This window comes from Rothia sp. HMSC076D04 (genome assembly GCF_001814645.1).
Lineage (GTDB): Bacteria > Actinomycetota > Actinomycetes > Actinomycetales > Micrococcaceae > Rothia > Rothia mucilaginosa.
In genome coordinates, this window is the sequence record NZ_KV817369.1 from 40,148 (window position 1) to 60,912 (window position 20,765).

The 20,765-nt window shown below is 58.7% G+C and carries 16 protein-coding genes and 1 other RNA gene; 16 read left to right on the forward strand and 1 reads right to left on the reverse strand.

The window, feature by feature from the left end; genetic code table 11:
* Window positions 1-34 precede the first annotated feature (34 nt).
* On the reverse strand, window positions 35-4,582 hold the full coding sequence (locus tag HMPREF2980_RS04680) for an FtsK/SpoIIIE domain-containing protein (RefSeq protein ID WP_246823679.1): 4,548 nt from the start codon (window positions 4,580-4,582) through the stop codon (window positions 35-37).
* A 620-nt stretch (window positions 4,583-5,202) separates the two neighbouring features.
* Between HMPREF2980_RS04680 and glf the strand changes: the two genes are divergently transcribed.
* From glf to ssrA, 16 genes are all read left to right on the forward strand, one after another.
* Entirely contained in the window at window positions 5,203-6,390 is a 1,188-nt protein-coding gene (gene glf / locus HMPREF2980_RS04685) for a UDP-galactopyranose mutase (protein WP_005508581.1), read from the forward strand.
* A gap of 2 nt (window positions 6,391-6,392) precedes the next feature.
* On the forward strand, window positions 6,393-8,399 hold the full coding sequence (locus tag HMPREF2980_RS04690) for a glycosyltransferase (RefSeq protein ID WP_070690417.1): 2,007 nt from the start codon (window positions 6,393-6,395) through the stop codon (window positions 8,397-8,399).
* Entirely contained in the window at window positions 8,396-9,277 is an 882-nt protein-coding gene (locus HMPREF2980_RS04695; protein ID WP_005505397.1) for an ABC transporter permease, read from the forward strand. Before HMPREF2980_RS04690 ends, HMPREF2980_RS04695 begins: the two co-directional genes overlap by 4 nt.
* Window positions 9,278-9,281: 4 nt before the next feature.
* Window positions 9,282-10,055 carry an ABC transporter ATP-binding protein gene (locus tag HMPREF2980_RS04700; RefSeq protein ID WP_005505398.1) on the forward strand — a complete coding sequence of 258 codons (774 nt, stop codon included), beginning with the start codon at window positions 9,282-9,284 and terminating at the stop codon, window positions 10,053-10,055.
* Between the two features lie 467 nt (window positions 10,056-10,522).
* Window positions 10,523-11,785 (forward strand): TadA family conjugal transfer-associated ATPase, encoded by a 1,263-nt coding sequence (locus HMPREF2980_RS04705; protein WP_070690419.1) that lies wholly within the window; start codon window positions 10,523-10,525, stop codon window positions 11,783-11,785.
* A complete protein-coding gene (locus HMPREF2980_RS04710) occupies window positions 11,785-12,639 on the forward strand; it encodes a type II secretion system F family protein (protein ID WP_049354294.1) in 855 nt (284 codons plus the stop codon). The genes HMPREF2980_RS04705 and HMPREF2980_RS04710 overlap by 1 nt, the downstream gene beginning before the upstream one ends.
* Window positions 12,636-13,568 carry a type II secretion system F family protein gene (locus HMPREF2980_RS04715; RefSeq protein ID WP_049345773.1) on the forward strand — a complete coding sequence of 311 codons (933 nt, stop codon included), beginning with the start codon at window positions 12,636-12,638 and terminating at the stop codon, window positions 13,566-13,568. Before HMPREF2980_RS04710 ends, HMPREF2980_RS04715 begins: the two co-directional genes overlap by 4 nt.
* 108 nt (window positions 13,569-13,676) lie before the next feature.
* The gene (locus HMPREF2980_RS04720; protein WP_005505403.1) at window positions 13,677-13,904 is read left to right on the forward strand and encodes a hypothetical protein; all 228 of its coding nucleotides are present in this window, start codon (window positions 13,677-13,679) and stop codon (window positions 13,902-13,904) included.
* Window positions 13,904-14,359, forward strand: coding sequence for a TadE family protein (locus HMPREF2980_RS04725; protein ID WP_049344011.1), 456 nt, complete (start codon window positions 13,904-13,906; stop codon window positions 14,357-14,359). The genes HMPREF2980_RS04720 and HMPREF2980_RS04725 overlap by 1 nt, the downstream gene beginning before the upstream one ends.
* Window positions 14,325-14,831 (forward strand): pilus assembly protein TadE, encoded by a 507-nt coding sequence (locus HMPREF2980_RS04730; protein ID WP_083309201.1) that lies wholly within the window; start codon window positions 14,325-14,327, stop codon window positions 14,829-14,831. The genes HMPREF2980_RS04725 and HMPREF2980_RS04730 overlap by 35 nt, the downstream gene beginning before the upstream one ends.
* A complete protein-coding gene (locus HMPREF2980_RS04735; RefSeq protein WP_083313504.1) occupies window positions 14,794-15,339 on the forward strand; it encodes a pilus assembly protein TadG-related protein in 546 nt (181 codons plus the stop codon). Before HMPREF2980_RS04730 ends, HMPREF2980_RS04735 begins: the two co-directional genes overlap by 38 nt.
* 199 nt (window positions 15,340-15,538) lie before the next feature.
* On the forward strand, window positions 15,539-16,666 hold the full coding sequence (gene prfB / locus HMPREF2980_RS04740) for a peptide chain release factor 2 (protein ID WP_070690422.1): 1,128 nt from the start codon (window positions 15,539-15,541) through the stop codon (window positions 16,664-16,666).
* Window positions 16,667-16,685: 19 nt separating this feature from the next.
* A complete protein-coding gene (smpB, locus tag HMPREF2980_RS04745; RefSeq protein WP_005505423.1) occupies window positions 16,686-17,180 on the forward strand; it encodes an SsrA-binding protein SmpB in 495 nt (164 codons plus the stop codon).
* Window positions 17,181-17,310: 130 nt separating this feature from the next.
* Window positions 17,311-17,778: a DUF4190 domain-containing protein gene (locus HMPREF2980_RS04750; protein ID WP_060824559.1), complete on the forward strand. Its 468-nt coding sequence runs from the start codon at window positions 17,311-17,313 to the stop codon at window positions 17,776-17,778.
* Window positions 17,779-18,016: 238 nt separating this feature from the next.
* Window positions 18,017-18,904: a DUF4190 domain-containing protein gene (locus tag HMPREF2980_RS04755; RefSeq protein ID WP_070690425.1), complete on the forward strand. Its 888-nt coding sequence runs from the start codon at window positions 18,017-18,019 to the stop codon at window positions 18,902-18,904.
* Window positions 18,905-19,287: 383 nt separating this feature from the next.
* Window positions 19,288-19,660, forward strand: a transfer-messenger RNA (tmRNA) gene (ssrA, locus tag HMPREF2980_RS04760).
* Window positions 19,661-20,765: the final 1,105 nt, after the last annotated feature.

Sequence of the window (20,765 nt, forward strand, 5' to 3'; positions counted from 1 at the left end):
GGCTCTAGAGTGCTCAGCTCTAGACCGCTCAACTTTAGACCCCGGCCGGCACCTTCTGCACGGCTGCTGCAGCCTGTGCTGCCGTGGTCAGCGCCAGGGGAACCTGCGCCGCGCACACGGAGGCGCCATCCACCACTACAAGACGGCCGGCGGGCTGCTCACCCTGCGTGAATCGATCCAGAGGTAGCGCGGTCACCGTGCACATGTCGGCATCCGCCAGGGATGCGGGTGCGAGCAGAAGCGCACGCGAGCATCCCATGAGCGCAGCCAGCAGGGGTGAGGAGGCACGCCTCGGCCAGGGCGTGTAGGCGACCAGCATGGCGCGGAACTCACCGCGACGCTCCAGAAGTAGCTGCTGAACGGCGGGCTGCAGGTACTGCAAATCATCAATGAGCACGAGCGTGCGCGCGGGGTTTGTCACCGAGTCCAGGAGCGCACGGGTACGCTCCACGCTCGGCGGCTCACCTGTAGCACCGCCAGACCCCTCAAAGACGAGGGTATCCAGCTGCGGGTTGAGCTGAGCAATGCTTTCCAACAGGGTGCTTTTACCCGCCGACCGGGAACCCTGCACGGGAATTACAGCGCCAGCCGGGGCGCTCAACCATACCGGCATCTGCCGGCGGTCAAATGCGACGAGAAGCTTAGAGCCCTGCGGATTGCACGCGGCATGGGCGGCGGTCACGTACTCGGCCGAGGGCATGCGATAGTACTCGGGGAACTGCCTCAGAAGAGTGCCGGGGCGAGTGCTCGACCCGTTAGAAGCGCTCGCGGTGTTACCCCGCAGAACCTGAACCAGCTCCTGGAAACCCGCAACGCAGGGCGAAAGAATCGACGCGCTCAGCGGCTGATCACCGATGAGCTCCTCATTGATGGCACCTTCCACGCAGTAGTGGCTCTGCGCCGGGGTCGGGTAGTCCTTGCTCGTTGAACGCATCAGGTCGGCGTCCAGGAAGCGGCGGCTCAACAGCGTGGAATGCGCCGCAGCGGCGAAACGACCGCGCGGGTTCAACGCGGAGGTGAACACCACCGAATAGCCGCGACGGCACCCCTGCGAGAGTAGATCGTAGAGCAGGTTCTCCGTATCGGGTTGGCGGACCAGCGCCTCCAGCCAACTGTCCAGACCGTCCACGACAATGAGCGGGCGGGCGGAAGCCTCGGTGCCCCACAGGTTCGGGACGCGCAGCTCCTCCAGGCAGAAACGCAGATGCGAAAGCTCCTGCGCACCCACGAGCGTCTCAAAGGCACCGGCGTAGGGTTCCAGGTCGCGGTAGAGTGCACCGTCAGAGGTCAGCAGAACAACCGGCGTGCGGGCGGCGAACGCCTGCATCAGAAGCCCGTAAAGCATCGGGGCTCGTTCGGCGCTCTGCGCCAGCAGCGCCAGCGCTTGCTGACCCGACCAGCTGATCGGGCGGCGCACGCCGTATCGGGCAATCTCCAACTCACCCAGTAGGTACCCTGCGGAAGCGGTGCCAGAATTGGCGGGTTCCTGAGAATCTACAACCTGAGAGGTAGCCGCCGGATCAATGCCGTACGCTACCAGTTCGCTCACCGGCGCCTGCACCACTGGCAGCGGGGTGTTCTCGGGAAGCTCCGGCGGAATCGGGCAGTATTCATCCTCAACTGCTGCATTCTTCTGAAGACCCCTCGGCGCGTACTCGCGTTCATAGAGCGCACGAATCTGCTGCGCCGAACGAATCAGCAGCTCATCCTCATTGCTACCCAACGTCTGAACGGCAGAAGCGGCAGTCAGCTCACGCCAGCCGCCCTCCTCAAGACCCAGCACCTGCACCGGACGGGTATCGCTGCTCGAGGGGACCGCATCCACCAGCGGGGCGCGGAACGGCAGGGAACGACCATCCGGCAGACGCACATACCCGGCACCCGGATGCGCCGCCGAAATATACGCCGCGGACTCATGCTCCAGCAGGTTATAGGAATCCTGTGAGCTCGCCACACGCAAGCAAATGCTCGTGGCAATATTTGCGCGAATATCCTGCGAAATAGCACCCTGCGGACGCTGAGTCGCCAACACCAGGTGCAGACCCAGCGAGCGGCCAATCGTGGCAATGCGCATCAGCTCAGCCATAGCGTCCGGCATAGAATCGATGAGCATACGGAACTCATCCACCACGATCAGCAGCTCGGGGTAGCGCGGAGTCGTGCCCGCCGTCTGGCAGGATGCCAGGTAGTCGCGGTAGGAGTTCACGCCGAGCGCCTGCAGATCCACCTCGCGGCGGTGAATATCGGCGCGCAAAAATTCGAGGGCACGCTCCACCGCGGACACATCAAAATTGCTCAACACGCTGAGCGCATGCGGTAGCTGAGCCAGAGGACCCAAACCAGCCGAGCCCTTGAAGTCCACCAGAATCAGGCCGAGGCGCTCGGGCGGGTAACGTAGCGCAGCGCTGAGCACCAGCGAACGCAACAGCTGCGATTTGCCGGCACCAGTCGTGCCACCGAGCAGCCAGTGTGGGCCGTGCTCAGACAGACCAATATTCAGCGAGCCACCCGAAGAAACACCCAGGTAGCAGCGAATATCGGAGGCGTAACGCTGAGCGGACCAACGTTGCAGAACGGACTCCACCGCCATGTCATCGGTGCGATTCTTCTGCCGCGCGCTCTGCGCCTGCAGGGAAGAGAATAGATGCGCCGACTGGTGCACCTGAGCCTCACTAAGCGCGCCCTGCTCCTGCTCGCACCCGGCGCGGTACAGGTTCTCAAGAGCGGCACAGAATGCCTCAACGCTGAGCCCATCGGCGTGCTGGCACAGACCCTCACACGCCAGAGGGTGCACCTGGTAGACACCCTCGGTGGGCTGCACCGGCGGCGCCGCGTAACCCTGTGTACGGTAACGGATGCTCTGACGGTGGCTACCCTCACTTGCACACTCAACCCAGGCGGCACCAAAAAGCGCACCGGGTGCATGGGCGGAACTATCACCCTCAGCACTGCCCAGCACGCAGAGCGCCGGGGCGTTCATCTTCTGCTCACGCGGGGAGGCGAACGCGCGGGACTGCGAAGACTCCGCGACCGCCCCAGAGGTCAGCGCGGTCAGCAGAGGAGCGTAGACAGTGCTCGCCTGCAGGGGCATGAGAATCAGCGGCGGAACCGAGGAAGAAAGCTCCGACTGCAAGCTACTCTGCAGGGCCTGCAGATACTTCTCATGCTGCACGCCCGGCAGGCAATGCACGCTCACGCCCGGCACCACAGCCAGAGTCTGCAAGAGACTATTGGTGCGCTGCTGATCAGCGCTTTCAGCACCCGCCAGCAGAACGTGCACCGCACCCGGATAGCCCGCCACCAGCTGCACCAGGTAGGCGCGCAGATGTGCCTCCTCCAGCTTCAGGTAGTGCCCGAGAGTCGGGGTGGGTAGCGGCAGATAGTGGGGTGCATCCTGTTTCTCCAGAGTGCCCAGCGGGAGGTTGCGGCCGCGCAGGTAGGGCTGGCGGGGACCGCACCCGAGCACAATAGCCGGGTAGGCGGCATCATGCAGGGCAGAGGTGCCCGAAATCGCCAGGTCGCCTGCGGTCGGCAGGGCGAGGGCACGTTCCTTTTCCTGCTCAGCCGCCTGATGAGTTTGCTGCGATGCGGCACGGTTCTCCGCCCGACCGCCAAAGAAATGCAGAAGCATCAGCAGTGAAGACGCCGCTGACATCAGCAGAAGGAACCACATGCCGGTCACCAGCGCAATGATCAGACCCACCACAATCGGCAGGCACACGCTCAGCAGAATCTGCTTGAGCTTACGCGGCGCGGGAGGGTTCACCACCACCGGCTCAAAGGGGTTGCCGGCATCGCCCAGGGGAGCGAGCATCTGCGCGGGCTCGCCACTGGAAGAGCCAGAAGAAGAACCGAGAGAAGAACCGGGGGTAGCGGTGACGCTCGCCTTCTTGGCGGTGTGTTCGCCGTCGGCGCTGGGGGAGGTGAGCATGCAGAGTGAGGAGCCGAGGTGGAAAGGCTCGTCCCAGCGCAGGATGCGCGGCTCGGCGCTCTGCACCTTCTTGCCGCCCTGCACCTTCTTGCCGCCCTGTGCTTTCATACTGCTCTGCACCTTCTCGCTGCCCTCGCTCGCGGCGGGGTGCTTTTCGATCCAGCGGATGCCGGAGCTATCGGCGTAGAAGTTGCCGTGCACCGGCTTGAGGAAGGGGTCTTGCAGGTGAATGTGGTGCGGCTGTTCTCCTCCAGGGGCAGGTAGTGCCGCCCTGCCGAGGCTGGTGCGGCCGCGGCTGATGGGGAAAGTTGCGCCCGCGTCGGGTCCGCGCAGAATGTGCAGGAGGCTGACGGCGGGCGCGCCCGGAGTTTGAGATTCGTTCGGAATGTGGCTGTTTGGCGCAATCGAGGCGCCGGCGGGATCCTTATCGTGTGCGGGGCGTAGCTGGAACGTCGTTTCCTGTGCCTGAGCGTGCGCGCCGGGTGCAGGGTGCTGTAGAGCTTGGTTGAGTGCCTGATCTAGAGCCTGCTGGTGTACGCTACCGGGGCGCAGCTGTATTCCGGTGGGTGCCGCCTCGCCGTCGAGTCGGAGTACTCGGGGGTAGGGGAGCGCGTTGGTTGTGTTGTGGTGGTCGAGAAAGAAGAGAGTCATACCCTCAGAAAACATTAAAAAGCATTAAAGCTCAATAAATTATCTGTAGGTAAACTAATATGTTCGTATTTTTTGAATTTTTCGCCCTATTTTTCAAAAAATTGTGGATAAACCACCTCAATCACCTCTCGCGTGCACCAGCGCGCATCCCCAAATATGCCGCAGGGGTGCTTCCTTGTAGCGCGTGAGAGCCATGAAACGCCACCCTCGAACCACCCCCCTGCGCCTACAGCTCTAGGTGGCGGGTAATTACCGCCGCAACTAGGACAGGGTGAATATTTACCCGTAAATAAAATTCCTTCACCATGAGTAGACCGTAAAAATACGCAGAAGAAAGAACTGTCTCAGACCGGCGTGACCTCGGGGCTCGCGAAGAATATTCACTCGGGGAAAGAGCGTGCGAACAATAGTCCAAAAGCCCCTAAAAGCACGTCATAAGTATGCGTAGTGCTTGATAAACAGGTATCTTAGATTATGACTATATCCATCACGGGAGGGGCTTTTTGTGCCCACCCGTGCGGATTGCGGCGCGACTGAGAACCCTCGGATGTGTCCAATCTGGTAGGTGAATACCGCCCTCGCAGAAGCGGCGGTGCGCCGTGATAATACAGGAGAAAACATTGACCGCTGACCTCGTAGTAGTCGGTTCGGGCCTCTTTGGTCTGACCATCGCAGAACAGGCTGCCACTGAGCTGGGCCTGAAGGTTGCCCTGCTGGACCGCCGTTCCCACATCGGTGGTAACGCATACAGCGAGAAGGAGAAGCAGACCGGTATTGAGGTGCACCGCTACGGTGCGCACCTGTTCCACACCTCCAACGAGCGTGTCTGGGAGTACGTGAACCGTTTCACCGAGTTCACCAACTACGTACACCGCGTGTACACCCGCCACAACGGCATCGTGTACCCCATGCCGATTAACCTGGGTACCATCAACCAGTTCTTCAACGCAGCTTACTCTCCCGCAGAGGCAAAGGCGCTCATCGCTGAGCAGGCTGGCGAGCTGGCTGGTACCGACCCGCAGAACCTGAACGATAAGGGTATCTCCCTGATTGGTCGCCCCCTGTACGAGGCGTTCATCAAGCACTACACCGCTAAGCAGTGGCAGACCCCGCCGGAAGAGCTGCCCGCATCCATCATTTCCCGCCTGCCGGTTCGCTACAACTACGACAACCGCTACTTCAACGACAAGTACGAGGGTCTGCCCGTTGACGGCTACGCAGCATGGCTGGAGCGTATGGCGGCGCACCCGAACATTGAGGTGCACCTGAACACTGACTTCTTCGAGCCCGGTCACCAGTACTCTCGCGAGAACGTCCTGGGTCAGATTCCCGTGGTCTACACCGGCCCGGTTGACCGCTACTTCGACTACGCTGAGGGCGACCTGTCCTGGCGTACCATCGACCTGGAAGAAGAAGTCCTGCCGATTGAGGACTTCCAGGGCTGCTCCGTGATGAACTACCCCGATGCTGATGTTCCCTTCACCCGCATCCACGAGTTCCGTCACTTCCACCCCGAGCGTGACTACACCAAGGACGCAACCGTCATCATGCGCGAGTACTCTCGCTTCGCGAACAAGGGCGACGAGCCGTACTACCCGGTCAACACCTCCGTGGACCGTGAGAAGCTGCTGGCGTACCGCGACCTGGCTAAGGGTGAGAACAACGTGCTGTTCGGTGGCCGCCTGGGTACCTACAAGTACCTGGATATGCACATGGCTATCGGTGCTGCACTGTCCATGTTCGACAACAAGATCCGCCCGCATTTCGCTAACGGTGCGAAGATCGAGTCCGGTGGTGTTGACGCATAACCATGGCTGATAAGACTTTGAAGAACCTGCAGCGGGTTATTTTCCCGAGCGCGGTTGAGACTGACGTCGTGCCCCTGTACGTGGACGCGAGTGTCGCAACCGGCGTTCAGTTGCCCACCCGTATTGACGGCGACGCTTCCACCTCCATTGCGGAGGCGATGAACACCTCCGGTCAGTCTGTATCGAACGCTAGCGCGAACCGTGATGCCGCGAACAGCCTGAACAGCCGCCGCTCCATCACCGTGAACGCGGGCCAGAGCCTGTCTTTCGGTACGTACTTCAATGCGTTCCCCGCTTCGTACTGGCGCCGCTGGACTGACCTGCAGAAGGTCGTGCTGAGCGTTCAGACTCGCGGCGAGGGCATGGTCATTGTGTACAAGTCCAATGGCCGTGGCGTGATCCAGCGCGTGGATGCGAAGCTGCTCTCCGGCGAGGAGACCAACACCTTCACCCTGCCCCTGGCACCGTTCGGTGACGGCGGCTGGTACTGGTTCGACCTGGCTGGCACCGGCGACCTTGAGCTGATTGAAGCGAACTGGCTGGGCGACATTGAGCCCCGCGCAGACGTGAAGGCTGGTCAGGCAACCGTGCAGATTACCACCATGAACAAGGTGGAGTACTGCATCAACAACATTCGTGCTCTGGGTGAGAGCCCCGAGATTTTCGATGCCGTGCACGAGTTCCTGATTGTGGACCAGGGCACCCAGAAGGTGCAGGACCACGAGGACTTCGAAGAGGTCGTCAAGCCCCTCTCCGGTAAGTTCCGTATTATCAACCAGGGCAACCTGGGTGGTTCCGGTGGCTTCTCGCGCGGCATGTTCGAGGCTGTCAACAACGGTTCCGATTACGTGCTGCTACTCGATGACGACGTTATCGTTGAGCCCGAGTCGATCCTGCGTATGGTGACCTTCGCGAACTACTGCAAGGAACCCACCATCGTGGGTGCGCACATGTTCGACATGTTCGACCGTTCGGTCCTGCACGCATTCGGTGAGGTTGTTGACCCGTGGCGTAACTTCTACGCTAAGCCGCACGATGACATGGCGATGGGTCACAACCTGGGTCACCACAACCTGCGTAACACCCCCTGGCTGCACCGCCGCGTGGACGTGGACTACAACGGCTGGTGGATGTGCCTCATCCCGACCACCGTCATCAAGGAAATCGGTCTGTCTCTGCCCCTGTTCCTGAAGTGGGATGACGCTGAGTACGGTCTGCGCGCTAAGGCTGCGGGCTTCTCTACTGTGTCCTTCCCCGGTGCGGGCGTGTGGCACGTGTCCTGGACCGATAAGGATGACTCGGTCGGCTGGCAGGCGTACTACCACGAGCGCAACCGCCTCATTACGGCGCTGCTGCACTCGCCCTTCGATAAGGGCGGCCGCGTGCTGCTGGAGTCCCTGTTCTTGGATGTCAAGCACACCCTGTCCATGCAGTACTACACTGAGGCTGGCCGCCTGATGGCACTGGAGGATCTGCTCTCCGGCCCCGATCACCTGCACCCCTCGCTCTCGCAGCGTCTGCCGGTGATTCGTGCGATGGCTAAGGAGTACCCGGAGTCTCAGGTGAAGCCGAATGTGGATGACTTCCCGGCTATTCAGACGAAGAAGCCTCCGTTCCGTGGCCGCCGCTCCTTCGCGTCTCCCGGTTACAAGAAGCTTGCTTCCTGGACCGCGAAGACTGTTGCTCGTCAGCTGTTCAAGCCGGTGAGCGAAGAGGCAAAGGCTCACCCGCAGATTCAGCTGAACTACGGCGAGACCAACTGGTGGACCCTGTCGAAGTTCGATTCGGCTCTGGCGACTAACGCTGAGGGTACCGGCCTGTTCTGGTACCGCCGCGATCCCGAGCAGCTGAAGTCGAAGCTGGCACAGGCAGCTAAGCTGCACGTCCAGCTGGTGACCGGCTGGGAGCAGCTGCGTGAGCAGTACCGTTCGAAGGCTGCAGAGGTTGCGTCCTACGATGCGTGGGCTAAGACCTTTGCTGAGCATACGGATTCTGAGCTGACCCGATGAGCGATTTGAAGTCTGTTCCCCTGAAGGCGCCCGGTCGCGGCCGCGGCATTCTGGATGCGATGAAGAATCGCTACCTGCTTCGACTTCTGGTCGATAAGGAAATCCAGGTCCGCTACCGCGGCTCGGTGCTGGGTATTCTGTGGTCCTACATTAAGCCGGGTGTGCAGTTCCTGGTGTTCTACATTGCCATGGGTCTTTTCCTTGGCCTGGAACGCGGTATGCACAACTACGCTGTGTATCTTTTCTCGGGCATGATTGCTATTAACTTCTTCTCGGAGGGGTTCGGCAATGGTGCTCGCGCCATGGTGGTTAACAGTGCTCTGATTCGCAAGATTTACCTGCCGCGTGAGCTGTTCTCGCTGTCTACGGTGTGGGTGGCTCTGGTGCATTTTGTGCCGCAGATTGTGGTCATGCTCCTGGCGTGCTTTGCGGTGGGCTGGCATCCGTCCTTGTTGGCTTTTGAGTCGATTCTGGCGGGCATGCTCATCGTGATGCTGCTGTCCTATGGTCTGGGTCTGATTTTCGGTGTGGCTAACGTGTTCTTCCGAGATTCGGAGAACATCGTGGACATGCTGCTGATGGTGGCTACCTGGTTCTCGCCGGTGCTGTACTCCTGGACCATGGTGCGTGACACCCTGTACCCGTGGGTGTTCAACGTGTTCATGATTAACCCGCTGACCGTTGCGGTGGAGCTGTTCCACTATGGCTTCTGGCATCCGACGCTCCGTCCTGAGGATTTGGCGCTTCCTGCTTCGCAGGTGGTTCCGCATCTCTTCAGCTTCTGGACTCCGATTGCCATTGGTATTTCTCTGCTGACCGTTTTGATTGGTGATTTGCTCTTCCGTAAGTTTGAGGGCAACTTCGCCCAGGAGCTCTGATTCTGTGGATATTAAGAAGCTTGAGTTCCCGCCGGTGAGCCCGGACGCTCCCGTGGTGATTCACGTGGAGAATTTGGTGAAGCGCTTCGTTCTGCGCCACACCCGTTCGATGAAGGAAGCTTTTGTGTGGCTGATTAAGGGCCGCAAGGGTGATCTTTCGGAGAAGTTCAATGCGCTCAACGGCGTGAGCCTGGATATTCGTCAGGGCGAGCGTGTGGCTCTTCTGGGTCTGAACGGCTCGGGTAAGTCCACGCTGCTGAAGATGATTTCTGGTGTGATGCGCGCCGATGAGGGTGAGGTTCTCACGCGCGGCAATATTGCGGGTCTGATTGAGGTGGGCGCTGGTTTCCACCCGGATCTGACCGGCCGCGATAATGTGTACCTCAACGGCGCGATTTTGGGTATGACCAAGGATGAGATTGAGGCTTCCTTTGATTCGATTGTGGATTTCGCTGAGATTCACGACTTTATCGATACAGAGGTGAAGTTCTACTCTTCGGGTATGTATCTGCGTCTGGCCTTCTCGGTTGCGGTGCATACGAACCCGGATATCTTCCTGGTGGATGAGATTCTTGCGGTGGGCGATGAGCCGTTCCAGAAGAAGTGTATTGCGAAGATTCAGGAGCTGTGCTCTGCCGGTAAGACTCTTGCCGTGGTGAGCCACGACCTGGATTTGGTGTCGAAGATTTGTGACCGCGGCGTGGTGCTGGAGCACGGTAACCTGCGTTTTGACGGTCCGATTAAGGAAGCTGTGAAGGTGATTCGTGGCGGCGACTAACCGCTAGATGTATCGCTTGTGATGGGGCGTGTATTCCCGATGGGGGAGTGCACGCCCCTTTACTGTGCCCGGGAAGGAGCGCCCGAAAGTTGTGCCCGGGAAGGTTGTTGGTGCTGGGTAGGGTTCTTGCGCTTTAGCAGGGGAGGCTGCGGCTTTTAAGACGAAATATTACGTGTGCACTAAGTGCAATATGGTGGTGCTCAACGGTGAGCGGTTCGGGAGGCGCACGTGCAATTGTTCTGCAAGTCACAGCTGACTAGGCACTTTGAATTTTGATGCACGTTAGGTAATGATATGTGCGATTCCATGCATCAAAAATACTCAAATACTATACTCGTAAATATTAAGGGGCGTTTTATTACATTTTGATAAATTTGATGCACTGAGGGTAGGGTGATGATGGCATTGATGTATCAATGCTTCACCGTATTCCACACAACCACACCACACAGCATCGGATCATTTCAATGGAGAACACCGTACTGGATACCCGGGCGGAGCATCTAACTCTGCTCGAGGAAAATATCCGTGAGGCAATGCGCCACCGCAGCCTGGACCCGCACGAGGACCAGCGCGCCGTTCGCGGGCTCATTGACGAGCACCTGAACGATTACGAACAGCGCCGCACCCGCATCTCCCTGCCCGATTTGGGCGACCGCGAATCCGTGATTCAGCGCCTGCACGATGAAATCTGCGGCTTCGGCGTGATTCAACCGTTCCTGGACGATGAGAGCGTTGAAGAAATCTGGATCAACTCTCCCGACGAAATCTTTATCGCCCGCAATGGCGAGAGCGAGCTGACCGGCCTGCACCTGAGCGCCGAGGCGATCAATAGCCTTCTGGAGCGCATGCTCAAGCCTTCGGGCCGCCGCGTAGACCTTTCCTCCCCGTTCGTTGACGCATCCCTGCCGGACGGCTCCCGACTGCACGCGGTGATTCCGGACATTACCCGCAAGCATACGAGCATCAATATCCGTAAGTTCGTGGTGCGTGCCCGCCGCCTGCCCGACCTGGTGCGCATGAACTCGCTGAGCGCCGGCGCGGCCTCCCTGCTGCACGCGGCGGTGGAGAGCGGCATGAACATCCTCGTTTCGGGTGCGACCCAGGCGGGTAAAACCACGATGCTGAACTGCCTGTCGGCATCCATTCCGCCGCGTGAGCGCGTGATTACCTGCGAAGAAATTTTTGAGCTCGCGGTTCCGCTGCGCGATGTGGTGGGTCTGCAGTGCCGCCAGCCGAACCTTGAGGGCACCGGCGCGATTGAGCTACGCCGCCTGGTCAAGGAGGCTCTGCGTATGCGCCCGGACCGCATCCTCATTGGTGAGGTGCGTGAGGCGGAGTCCCTGGATATGCTCATTGCGCTCAACGCGGGTCTGCCGGGCATGTGCACGATTCACGCGAACTCGGCACGTGACGCGGTGACCAAGATTTGCACCCTGCCGCTGTTGGCAGGCGAGAATATTTCCTCGGCGTTCGTGGTGCCGACCGTGGCGTCCTGCTTTGACATTGTGGTGCATTGCGGCCGTGATTCGCGCGGTCAGCGTCAGGTCGAAGAGATCAGCATGCTGGGTGGTCGCGTTGAGGACGGTGTGATTGAGATGTCCCCGCTGTTTGTGCGCCGTGATGGCCGGATGGTGTGCGTGGCGTTGGAGCTACCGAATCCGGACCGTTGGGTTCGTGCCGGTCACCGCCCCGAGCAGGTGCTGGCTGCGGCGAAGGCGGGTCAGTAATGCCTCTGTTTCTGAGCCTGATTTTGGGGTTGGGCGTCTGCCTGATTTACCTCTCTTGCTTTCCTGATAACGGCAAGCCGCCGAAGCCGAGTAATGACCCGGCGCTGGTGATTGCGTTGCGTAAGGCGGGCATGCATTCGTTGACGCCTCGCACGTTCATGTGGGTGAGCGTTGCCAGCGGTGTGACTGCCTCAGTGTTGTTGCTGATGGTTACTCAGCTTCTGCCGTTGGGTCTGTTGGGCCTGATTGGTGGTTTTGTGGCGCCTCGCGTGGTTGTGAATCATCGTGCCCGCGCGGCGGATGCCCGTATTTGGCAGCTGTGGCCGGATGCGGTGGACCACCTGCGTTCTGCGATTCGTGCGGGTCTATCCCTGCCGGAGGCGCTGATTCAGCTCTCCTACCGCGGCCCGGAAGAGCTGCGTGATGCCTTCGCCCATTTCTCGCGTGATTACCGCGCGTCGGGTGAGTTTGTGCCCTCGCTGAACCGCCTGAAGGAGTACCTCTCTGACCCGGTGGCGGACACCATCATTGAGGCGTTGAAGATTGCCCGCGAGGTGGGCGGCTCGGACCTGGGTAAGCTGCTGGGCACGCTGAGTGATTTTCTGCGTGAGAATGCGCGTACCCGCTCGGAGCTTCTGGCGCGTCAGTCGTGGACTGTGAATGCGGCTCGCCTTTCCTGCGTGGCGCCCTGGTTTGTGCTGTGCTTGATGGCGACTCAGCCTGCCGCGCGTATGGTGTATAACTCGTTTGCCGGTGCGATGCTGATGATTGCCGGTGCCGCTATTTCTTTGGCGGCGTACCGTCTGATGCTGCGTATTGGCGAGTTGCCGCGTGAACGGAGGGTTTTCGGATGAACCTGCCTCTGATTTTTGGTCTGCTGTTGGCGACCGGCGTGGGTCTGATTCTTTCCTCGGTGCTGAATACTCGCAGTATTTCGTTCTCTGATCGTGTGGCATCGCAGCTGCGCGGTGAGACTTTGCGTGAGTCGCTGTTGAAGGAGCAGGAGCGTCGTGAGCCGAGCCTGTTGGAGGCGATTTCGGCGTTCTGTGCGCCGCTGCTTCGTTCGCTATCTTCGTCGTTGAGCGGTTCGTCGCTGAGTGATAGTTCGGTGCAGGAGCGTCTGCGCCGTGCTGGTTCTTCGCAGAGTGTGAGCGCGTTTCGTGCTGAGCAACTGCTGTGGGCGCTTGCCGGTGTGACCGTCATGAGCGCCCTGACCGTTATCGGTGTGGTGCAGGAGCGTTTCTCCATCCTGGTGGCTCTTGTACTGGTGCTGGTGAGCGGTTTGAGCGGCTTTCTGGCGCGTGACTGGTGGCTGGGCGAGGCAGTGACTAAGCGTGAGAAGCAGCTGGTTGCTGAGTTCCCTGCGCTGGCGGAGATGATGGCTCTGTCGGTGACGGCGGGCGAGTCGGCGCTGGCGGCACTGGAGCGTATCTGTCTGACTTCGCGCGGCGAGTTGGCTCGCGAGTTTTCGGAGATTTTGGCGCAGACCCGCACCGGCGTTTCGCTGTTGAGCGCGCTGCAGGAGTTTGCGGAGCGTACTCGCGTTCCGGCGCTGAGCCGCTTCGTTGAGGGTATTGCCGTGGCGATTGAGCGCGGCACCCCTCTAGCTGATGTGTTGCGTGCGCAGGCTCAGGATGTGCGCGATAACGCTAAGCGTGAGCTGATGGAAACAGCCGGTAAGAAGGAGATTGCGATGCTCGCCCCGGTGGTGTTTTTCATCCTGCCGCTGACGGTGATTTTCGCGGTATTCCCCGGCTTGTCGCTCATGCGTTTGAACTTTTAGATTTTGCGGCGGGTACACACCGTACCGGCTGCACCGCGGTGGGCTGGGCTGATTGCCCGGCGTGCCGCACCAACCACACACTACACCCTTTGAGAGAAGGAGAATACAATGTTCCGTCGTTTCCGCACCACCCTGACCGTGCTGATCGCCCTGGCTATCGCATCCGTGCTGGCTCTGCGCCTGAAGAACAAGCAGGACGACCCCGAGCGCGGCGACGTGCCCGGCTGGGTCATGATCACCATGATGAGCGCCGTGCTGGTTGCAGCTATCCTGGCGATTGCTCAGCCCGCTCTGACCAAGATGTTCAACGACGCAATCGCTCTGGTTCACCAGTGATGCGTAAGCCCCGCATCGCTTCTGAGCTGACTGCCGCTGAGCTATCCTCCGCGGAATATTCTGTGGAGGAGAGCGAGCGCGGTGATGCCAGCACGGAATTCGTCATGGTCGGTGCGCTGTTGGTGTTGCTGACTATGGCGATTCTGCAGGTTTCTTTCGCCCTGTATGCACGAACCATGTTGGTGGATGCTGCGGCGGCTGGGGCACGTTACGGTACGATGCGTGACCGCACTCCGCAGGAGGGCATGGAGCGTACCCGTCAGATGATTGAGGGGGTTCTTCCGTCTTCGTATGCTGAGAATATTTCGTACCGTCAGAGTAGTGATTCTACGGGTGTGCGCACTTTGGAGGTGACGGTGAAGTCTCCGTTACCGGTGCTGGGCCCGTGGGGTTTTCCGGATTCTATTGAGGTGAAGGGGCATGCGATTTATGCGGAGCATCGTTCCGGTGATTAGTGACTTTTCGCTTCGGCAGCGGGTGAAGGAACGCCTGAAGAGCCGCTCTGATCGGCACAATCCTGAAGAGGGCAGCACCATTGTGGAGTTCCTGGGTTTGGGTATTACTCTGCTCATCCCGGTACTCTACGGCATTCTGACGATTTTTAGCTTGCAGTCTTCGGTAATGGCGGCTCATGCGGCGAGCGCCCAGGTGGTGCTGTATGTGCAGGAGCAGCCGCAGGACTCGTCGGTTGGCCCGGATTTGGCTCAGCGTCTGGCGGTGCATGCTGCCGCCGATTACGGGGTTGAGCCCTCCGATGTGAGCGTGTCGTTGAGCTGTGCGTCGGGGGAGTGCGTCTCGGGTACGAAGGCGTACGCCACGGTGACGGTTCAGGCGCGTTTGCCGCTGCTGCCTTCGTTTATGGGTGGCGGCGTGATTCCGGTGAGTTCTCATGCGACGAGTTGGGGGTCTGGTCATGCTGATTCCTAATGGTTTGCTGGCTCGTGCCAACATGAAGATTCGTGCCCGTGCGCAGAGCCGGGCGCTCGCCTCAGGCCGCCTCGCCGCTGACCCGGTCGCCTCAGACCCGGAAGAGGGCAGTATTGCCCCGCTGATTGTGGGCATGCTGGCGTTGCTTCTGCTCATCGGTTCGGTGACGGTGGCGATTACGGGCGCGTATCTGCAGACTCAGCATCTGCAGGATATGGCGGACGCTCAGGCGAACTCGATTACCCGCACGATCCGCACTCCGGAGGAGGCGAACGGTTCGGCGGCGTGGGAGTATGCGAGCGCGTATCTGGCTGAGGTTCAGTCCGGGCAGGATTTTCATGCGTTGCGCCTGGAGAATGTGTCCGTGGATTCTGATCACGGCGTGCACGTGTACCTGTCGGCTCGTATTCGTCCGCCGCTACTGTCGATTCTGGTGCCTGATGGTATTGAGGTAACCGCTCACGGTTCGGCGCGTTTGAAGACTAGCCAGGGCCCGACCACCGATTAGAGACGTTTGAGCCCCATAGACTGCGAGGGCGCATCCGCAAGGTAGTGTAACGGCTAGCGGATGCGCCCTCGTTTTATGCCCTTTTTATGTCTTCGTTGCGCGGGTTCTTCCCTCTGCCTGCCTTATCCTTCTGCGCTGTGGGCTGTTGCGGGCTGTAACGGCGGGACTTTCTGGCCGTTTCGCGATAGTGTTAAAAGCTATGGCATCCTTCGACTTTTCTGCTGAGATTAAAGAGCTTCGCGCGATTTTCACCTCTATTGCTGCTGTGAGCGATATTGAGGGGATTGAGCGCGCTATTGAGGACCTGTCTGCGCAGGCTGCCGCACCCGATTTGTGGGATGACGTGGAGAACGCGCAGAAGGTCACGAGTGCACTGTCGTATAAGCAGTCGGAGCTGAATCGTCTGCGTTCGCTGTCTTCTCGCATTGATGATGTTGAGGTGATGGTGGAGCTTGCCGAAGCTGAGGATGAGGAGACTGCCGCCGAGCTGCTCGCTGATGCTGAGCGTGAGTGCGGTGAGATCCGCACCAAGCTGGAAGAGCTTGAGGTGCTGGTGCTGCTCTCGGGTGAGTACGATCAGCGTGAGGCTGTGGTGACGATCCGTTCGGGCGCCGGTGGCGTGGATGCTGCTGATTTCGCGGAGATGCTGCTGCGCATGTATCTGCGTTGGGCGGAGAAGAACGGCTACCCGACGAAGGTGCTGGACACCTCCTACGCTGAGGAGGCGGGCCTGAAGTCGGTGACCTTTGAGGTGAACGCACCGTATGCTTTTGGTCGCCTGTCGGTGGAGGCGGGTACTCACCGCCTGGTGCGTATTTCGCCGTTCGATAATCAGGGCCGCCGCCAGACCTCGTTCGCGGCGGTTGAGGTGATTCCTCTGATTGAGCAGACGGATGCTATTGAGATTCCCGAGTCTGAGATTAAGGTGGATGTGTTCCGCTCGTCGGGCCCGGGTGGTCAGTCGGTGAATACGACGGATTCGGCGGTGCGTATGACTCACTTGCCGACCGGTATTGTGGTGTCGATGCAGAATGAGAAGTCGCAGTTGCAGAACCGTGCGGCGGCTTTGCGTGTGCTGCAGTCTCGCCTGTTGCTGTTGCGTAAGGAGCAGGAGGACGCGAAGAAGAAGGAGCTTGCCGGTGATATTAAGGCAAGCTGGGGTGACCAGATGCGCTCCTATGTTCTGCATCCGTACCAGATGGTGAAGGATCTGCGTACCGGCTATGAGGAGGGTAATACCTCTAATGTTTTGGATGGCGGTTTGAACGCCTTTATTGATGCTGGTATTCGCTGGCGTGCTTCGGGGCGCGCGGCTGAAGAGAGCTAAGACGTATAAGGATTGAGTGATGGCTCAGAAAAAGAAGAAAGACGCGAAGAAGGACCCGAATAACGCGATTATTGCCCAGAATAAGAAGGCTCGCCACAACTACAACATTGTGGATACCTATGAGGCGGGCATTGTTCTGCTGGGTACTGAGGTGAAGTCTCTGCGTGATGGTGGGGCGTCCATTGTGGATGGTTTCTGCCAGGTGACCGATAACGAGATGTGGCTCGAGGGCATTCATATTGCGGAGTATGGTTACGGTACGTGGACGAACCATGCGGCTCGTCGTCGCCGTAAGCTGCTGCTGCATCGTTCTGAGATTAATAAGTTGGCGCAGAAGCTGAAGGAGACCGGTTACACGGTGGTTCCGTTGAAGCTGTACTTCTCGAATGGTCGTGCGAAGGTTGAGATTGCTTTGGCGACCGGTAAGCGTGAGTACGATAAGCGTCAGGCTTTGCGTGAGCGTCAGGATGACCTGGAGGCGCGCCGCGCGATGCGTTACCGCAACCTCGGCTAGGGCTGAGGCAACGGCCGGGGTGCACGGTTGCTCTAGGAACTTGCCGGTAGGGGCGGGGCGCGGTTCCTCACGTATAATGGTTAAAAATTCGTGGCGTACCGCGAGCACCATTCATTCTTTGAGGAGACATATGTCTGAGAACCCGAACTACCAGCAGAACCCGGGCGAGTTCATTCCCGCACCGCAGCAGGCACCCGCATACAACATGCAGGGCGGCTACCCCGGCTACCAGCCGAAACCGGGCTCGGGGCTGGCTATCGCCTCCTTGGTCTGCGGTATTTTGGGTGTTCTGACCGGTATTTTTATCTTTAGTGGACTTTCTCTTGGCCTGGCGGGTATCGTGCTGGGTATTGTTGCGCTGGTGAAGGTGAAGAACGGTACCGCTTCCGGTAAGGGCATGGCGATTGGTGGCATTGTCACCGGTGCGCTGGGCATGATTGTTGCTGTTGTCGTGCTGGTTCTGGGCATGATTGGCCTTAGCATGCTCGGCGACTGCGCTGAGCAGGCCGTGCAGGATTCGAACGGCAACTACGTGTGCACCATCGAGGGTAAAACCATGACGATGAGCCCCGATGAGTACAAGGTGTACCGCCGTTAAATCGCGTTGAGTCTTTGAAGCGTTGAGGGACCGAATAGTGTTGAACTATTCGGTCCCTTGCTCTGTTTCTGCGCTGATTCTGCCCGATTGGTGGATTCTGGGGGATGATTCTGGAATCTTGGACTTCATAGATGACCCAAATGGCGGCTTATTTATATAATGGAACCGAACTCAGCGCGCAATGGTGCGTTGGGCGAGTATAAATTGTTCGCTGCAACTGTGAAGGAAAGAACGACGGATGTCTGAGAATAACTACGGAAACAACCAGGGGAACGCACAGAACCCCTACGCTGCTCAGCAGCCTAATTCTTCCGCCCAGAGCTCGTACGGTCAGGATTACGGCCAGGCTCCTTCGGCACAGAACACCTACGGCCAGGATTACGGTCAGAGCGCATCCGCTCAGAACACCTACGGCCAGGCACAGCAACAGAACGCTACTCCGCAGAACTCGGCCCAGCAGAACCAGTACGGTCAGTTCGGTGCGCAGTCTTCTTCGCAGACTGCTTACGGCCAGAACGCAGCTCAGGGTACCTCCGCCCAGGGCGCTGCGACTCAGAACACCTACGGTCAGGCTCAGCAGCAGTACGGCTATGGTCAGGACGCTTCCTACCAGGCGCAGCCCGCTCAGCAGAACCAGTACGGTTACGGCCAGGAGGCTTCCTACCAGGCGCAGCCCGCTGACTACAACTACCAGCAGAACTCTTACCAGCAGCAGCCCCAGCAGGATGCTTACGGTTACGGCCAGCCCGCGGGTTACCCGTATGCGGCTCCCGTGACGAAGAAGGCTCCCGGCATGGCGCTGGCTGCGATGATCCTCGGTATTGCGGCTGTGCTGACCGGTTTCCTCGTATTTGGTATTCTGCTGGGTATTGCCGCGATTATTCTGGGTGCGCTGTCCCTGAAGAAGACTAAGGAAGTTGGCGCGGGTAAGGCATTCGCGCTGACCGGTATTATCACCGGTGCGGTGTCTGTCCTGATTTCGATTTGCATGCTTTTCGTATACATTTCTTTCTTCCAGACCGCTGAGAAATGCCTTGAGGTTGGTACCGAGGACGGTCACGGTAACGTGGTCTGCCAGATTGGTGACAACCCGAACAACCGCATGACTGTTCCGGCTCACCGCTAAGGTTTGACCGCCTAATTTTGACTGCCTAATTTTGGCTACCCGGTGCGGTACGCGAACGGGGTGGGGCTCCCAGATGATCTGGGGAGCCTCACCCCGTTTGCTGTGCCCGTGATTTTCTGCACCGATTTTCTGCGCCCACCGTTGATCCGGGTGTGTGCTGGAGGCGCGCTCGCTGTACCCTCTGCGTCTGTTCTTAGCTGGTGTTCTCTATCCTGGTGGTCTCTGTCAGTGAGCGTGCCGCGTGTGTGGGGTAGGGGGGGGACTTGCACGCCGTTAAACATCTTAGATATACTGAATCTCTACCGTGTTTGAATGGCACCACGGCATCAAGGTATGTCGAGGAAAACTTTCAGAAGACGGTGGGCTTTTTGATAAAAGCATAGGGGGATGATCGGTTTCGACGATGTGAGTTGAGATGGGTGAAGCGTGCCGAGGATGCAGGGTTATCTCGTTAACGCCCTCTGCAAAAAATTAAGTGCAGAATCTAAGCGCACTGACTTCGCACTCGCTGCCTAAGCGCGAGTTGCCGTCTGTCGGCCTGAGCATGCCTTTGGCTCAGTTACCGGCATCGACTTAAAAGGCCACTGCTGCTAGCCCTTGTTACGGGGGTTAGTGGGACTTTTACGTGACTAGGTTCGTCGGTATATGTGTTTATGCAAGTACCGGAGCCGAAAAGTAGCGTTCGCATAAACTGCGCACGGAGAAGCCCCGTTGACGCCACATCGGACCGGGGTTCGATTCCCCGCATCTCCACGATCTCCCAACCGCCCGCTCACCTTCACGGGTTTGCGGCGGTGATTATCGGTTCCAATCCAGAGGAAGAACCGCGGTAGGTTTCTACCACCCGGCAGGACGCCTCACGGCGTCACCTGCCGGGTATTTTTATGCCCAATTTTCGGGCCGTTCAGGGTGTGCCTGCGTGCCCGAGGGTGTGCCGACGTGCTCGTGGGTTGGGCGTCAAAAAGTATGGGCTGGCGTCGAAAGGTTTAGACGGACAACATCTTCAGCCGCACCGACCCTGCCGGGACCATCAAACCCGACAAATAAAAATCCACCGAGAAAATCGACGGCGTGGTGGCCACCATCATGGGCCTCGACCTCGCGATTAGATGCGGCAGCGGACCCGCCACTGAGAGTGTGTATGACAGAAGAAGCATATTTTTCATGTAATGTAAATTTACGTGTTACATCTGGCGAGACTCTCTGATAGACTGCTGAGTAGTAACGTAAGATACGTCACTATGTGACGTGGGAATGCAATTACAACCGCAATTTCTGCTTGGAATTGGGGGTTAGCTGCTTCCACGATTGCAAGAGCTTAGGGCCAGCATTTGTTGGTGGTTTTGGAAAAGCCCTTGGAGGTCCGGCACTAATTGCCTTTGCGCTAGCTGTTGCAGCAGTGTCCTGCACTCTTTAATCTGGGAGAGGTCCAATGCGTACGAAGAATATATTTACACTAGGATTTTTTCTCACTATTGTTCCGGTGTTCTGGGTGATTATCTCATTTGCCAGAGACGGGGAGTTCTTTAATCCAGTATCAATTCTAAGTGCAATTTTAGGAGGTCTTTTGGTCACTTTTGCAGCCAGAAGGACGCTTGAGAGTGATTCAAAGTTCCCTAAGGGACCCCCTAAAGGACCTAGTGTGTAAAACATCGCTTAGAAGTTTCTAAGTGGTCAACGAGATGTGGTAGCAGTTTTAAAACTGCTGCCACATCTTGCTGTATATAAAGGTAATATATGAGTCTTTTATCTTGGTTTGGTCTTAAAACACCTGCTCCATCAGCACCACAGAACACCTGGTCTTTGACGAACACCGCGTTCCCCGCATCTCCACGATCTCCCAGCCGTCCGCTATCCCGTA

Coding starts and splice junctions, on each gene's coding strand:
- HMPREF2980_RS04755 (WP_070690425.1), top strand. CDS start 18,017: ATGTCTGAGAATAACTACGGAAACAACCAGGGGAACGCACAGAACCCC.
- prfB (WP_070690422.1), top strand. CDS start 15,539: ATGGCATCCTTCGACTTTTCTGCTGAGATTAAAGAGCTTCGCGCGATT.
- HMPREF2980_RS04710 (WP_049354294.1), top strand. CDS start 11,785: ATGCCTCTGTTTCTGAGCCTGATTTTGGGGTTGGGCGTCTGCCTGATT.
- HMPREF2980_RS04690 (WP_070690417.1), top strand. CDS start 6,393: ATGGCTGATAAGACTTTGAAGAACCTGCAGCGGGTTATTTTCCCGAGC.
- smpB (WP_005505423.1), top strand. CDS start 16,686: ATGGCTCAGAAAAAGAAGAAAGACGCGAAGAAGGACCCGAATAACGCG.
- HMPREF2980_RS04705 (WP_070690419.1), top strand. CDS start 10,523: ATGGAGAACACCGTACTGGATACCCGGGCGGAGCATCTAACTCTGCTC.
- HMPREF2980_RS04680 (WP_246823679.1), bottom strand. CDS start 4,582: ATGACTCTCTTCTTTCTCGACCACCACAACACAACCAACGCGCTCCCC.
- HMPREF2980_RS04720 (WP_005505403.1), top strand. CDS start 13,677: ATGTTCCGTCGTTTCCGCACCACCCTGACCGTGCTGATCGCCCTGGCT.
- HMPREF2980_RS04715 (WP_049345773.1), top strand. CDS start 12,636: ATGAACCTGCCTCTGATTTTTGGTCTGCTGTTGGCGACCGGCGTGGGT.
- HMPREF2980_RS04735 (WP_083313504.1), top strand. CDS start 14,794: ATGCGACGAGTTGGGGGTCTGGTCATGCTGATTCCTAATGGTTTGCTG.
- HMPREF2980_RS04730 (WP_083309201.1), top strand. CDS start 14,325: ATGCGATTTATGCGGAGCATCGTTCCGGTGATTAGTGACTTTTCGCTT.
- HMPREF2980_RS04725 (WP_049344011.1), top strand. CDS start 13,904: ATGCGTAAGCCCCGCATCGCTTCTGAGCTGACTGCCGCTGAGCTATCC.
- HMPREF2980_RS04750 (WP_060824559.1), top strand. CDS start 17,311: ATGTCTGAGAACCCGAACTACCAGCAGAACCCGGGCGAGTTCATTCCC.
- HMPREF2980_RS04695 (WP_005505397.1), top strand. CDS start 8,396: ATGAGCGATTTGAAGTCTGTTCCCCTGAAGGCGCCCGGTCGCGGCCGC.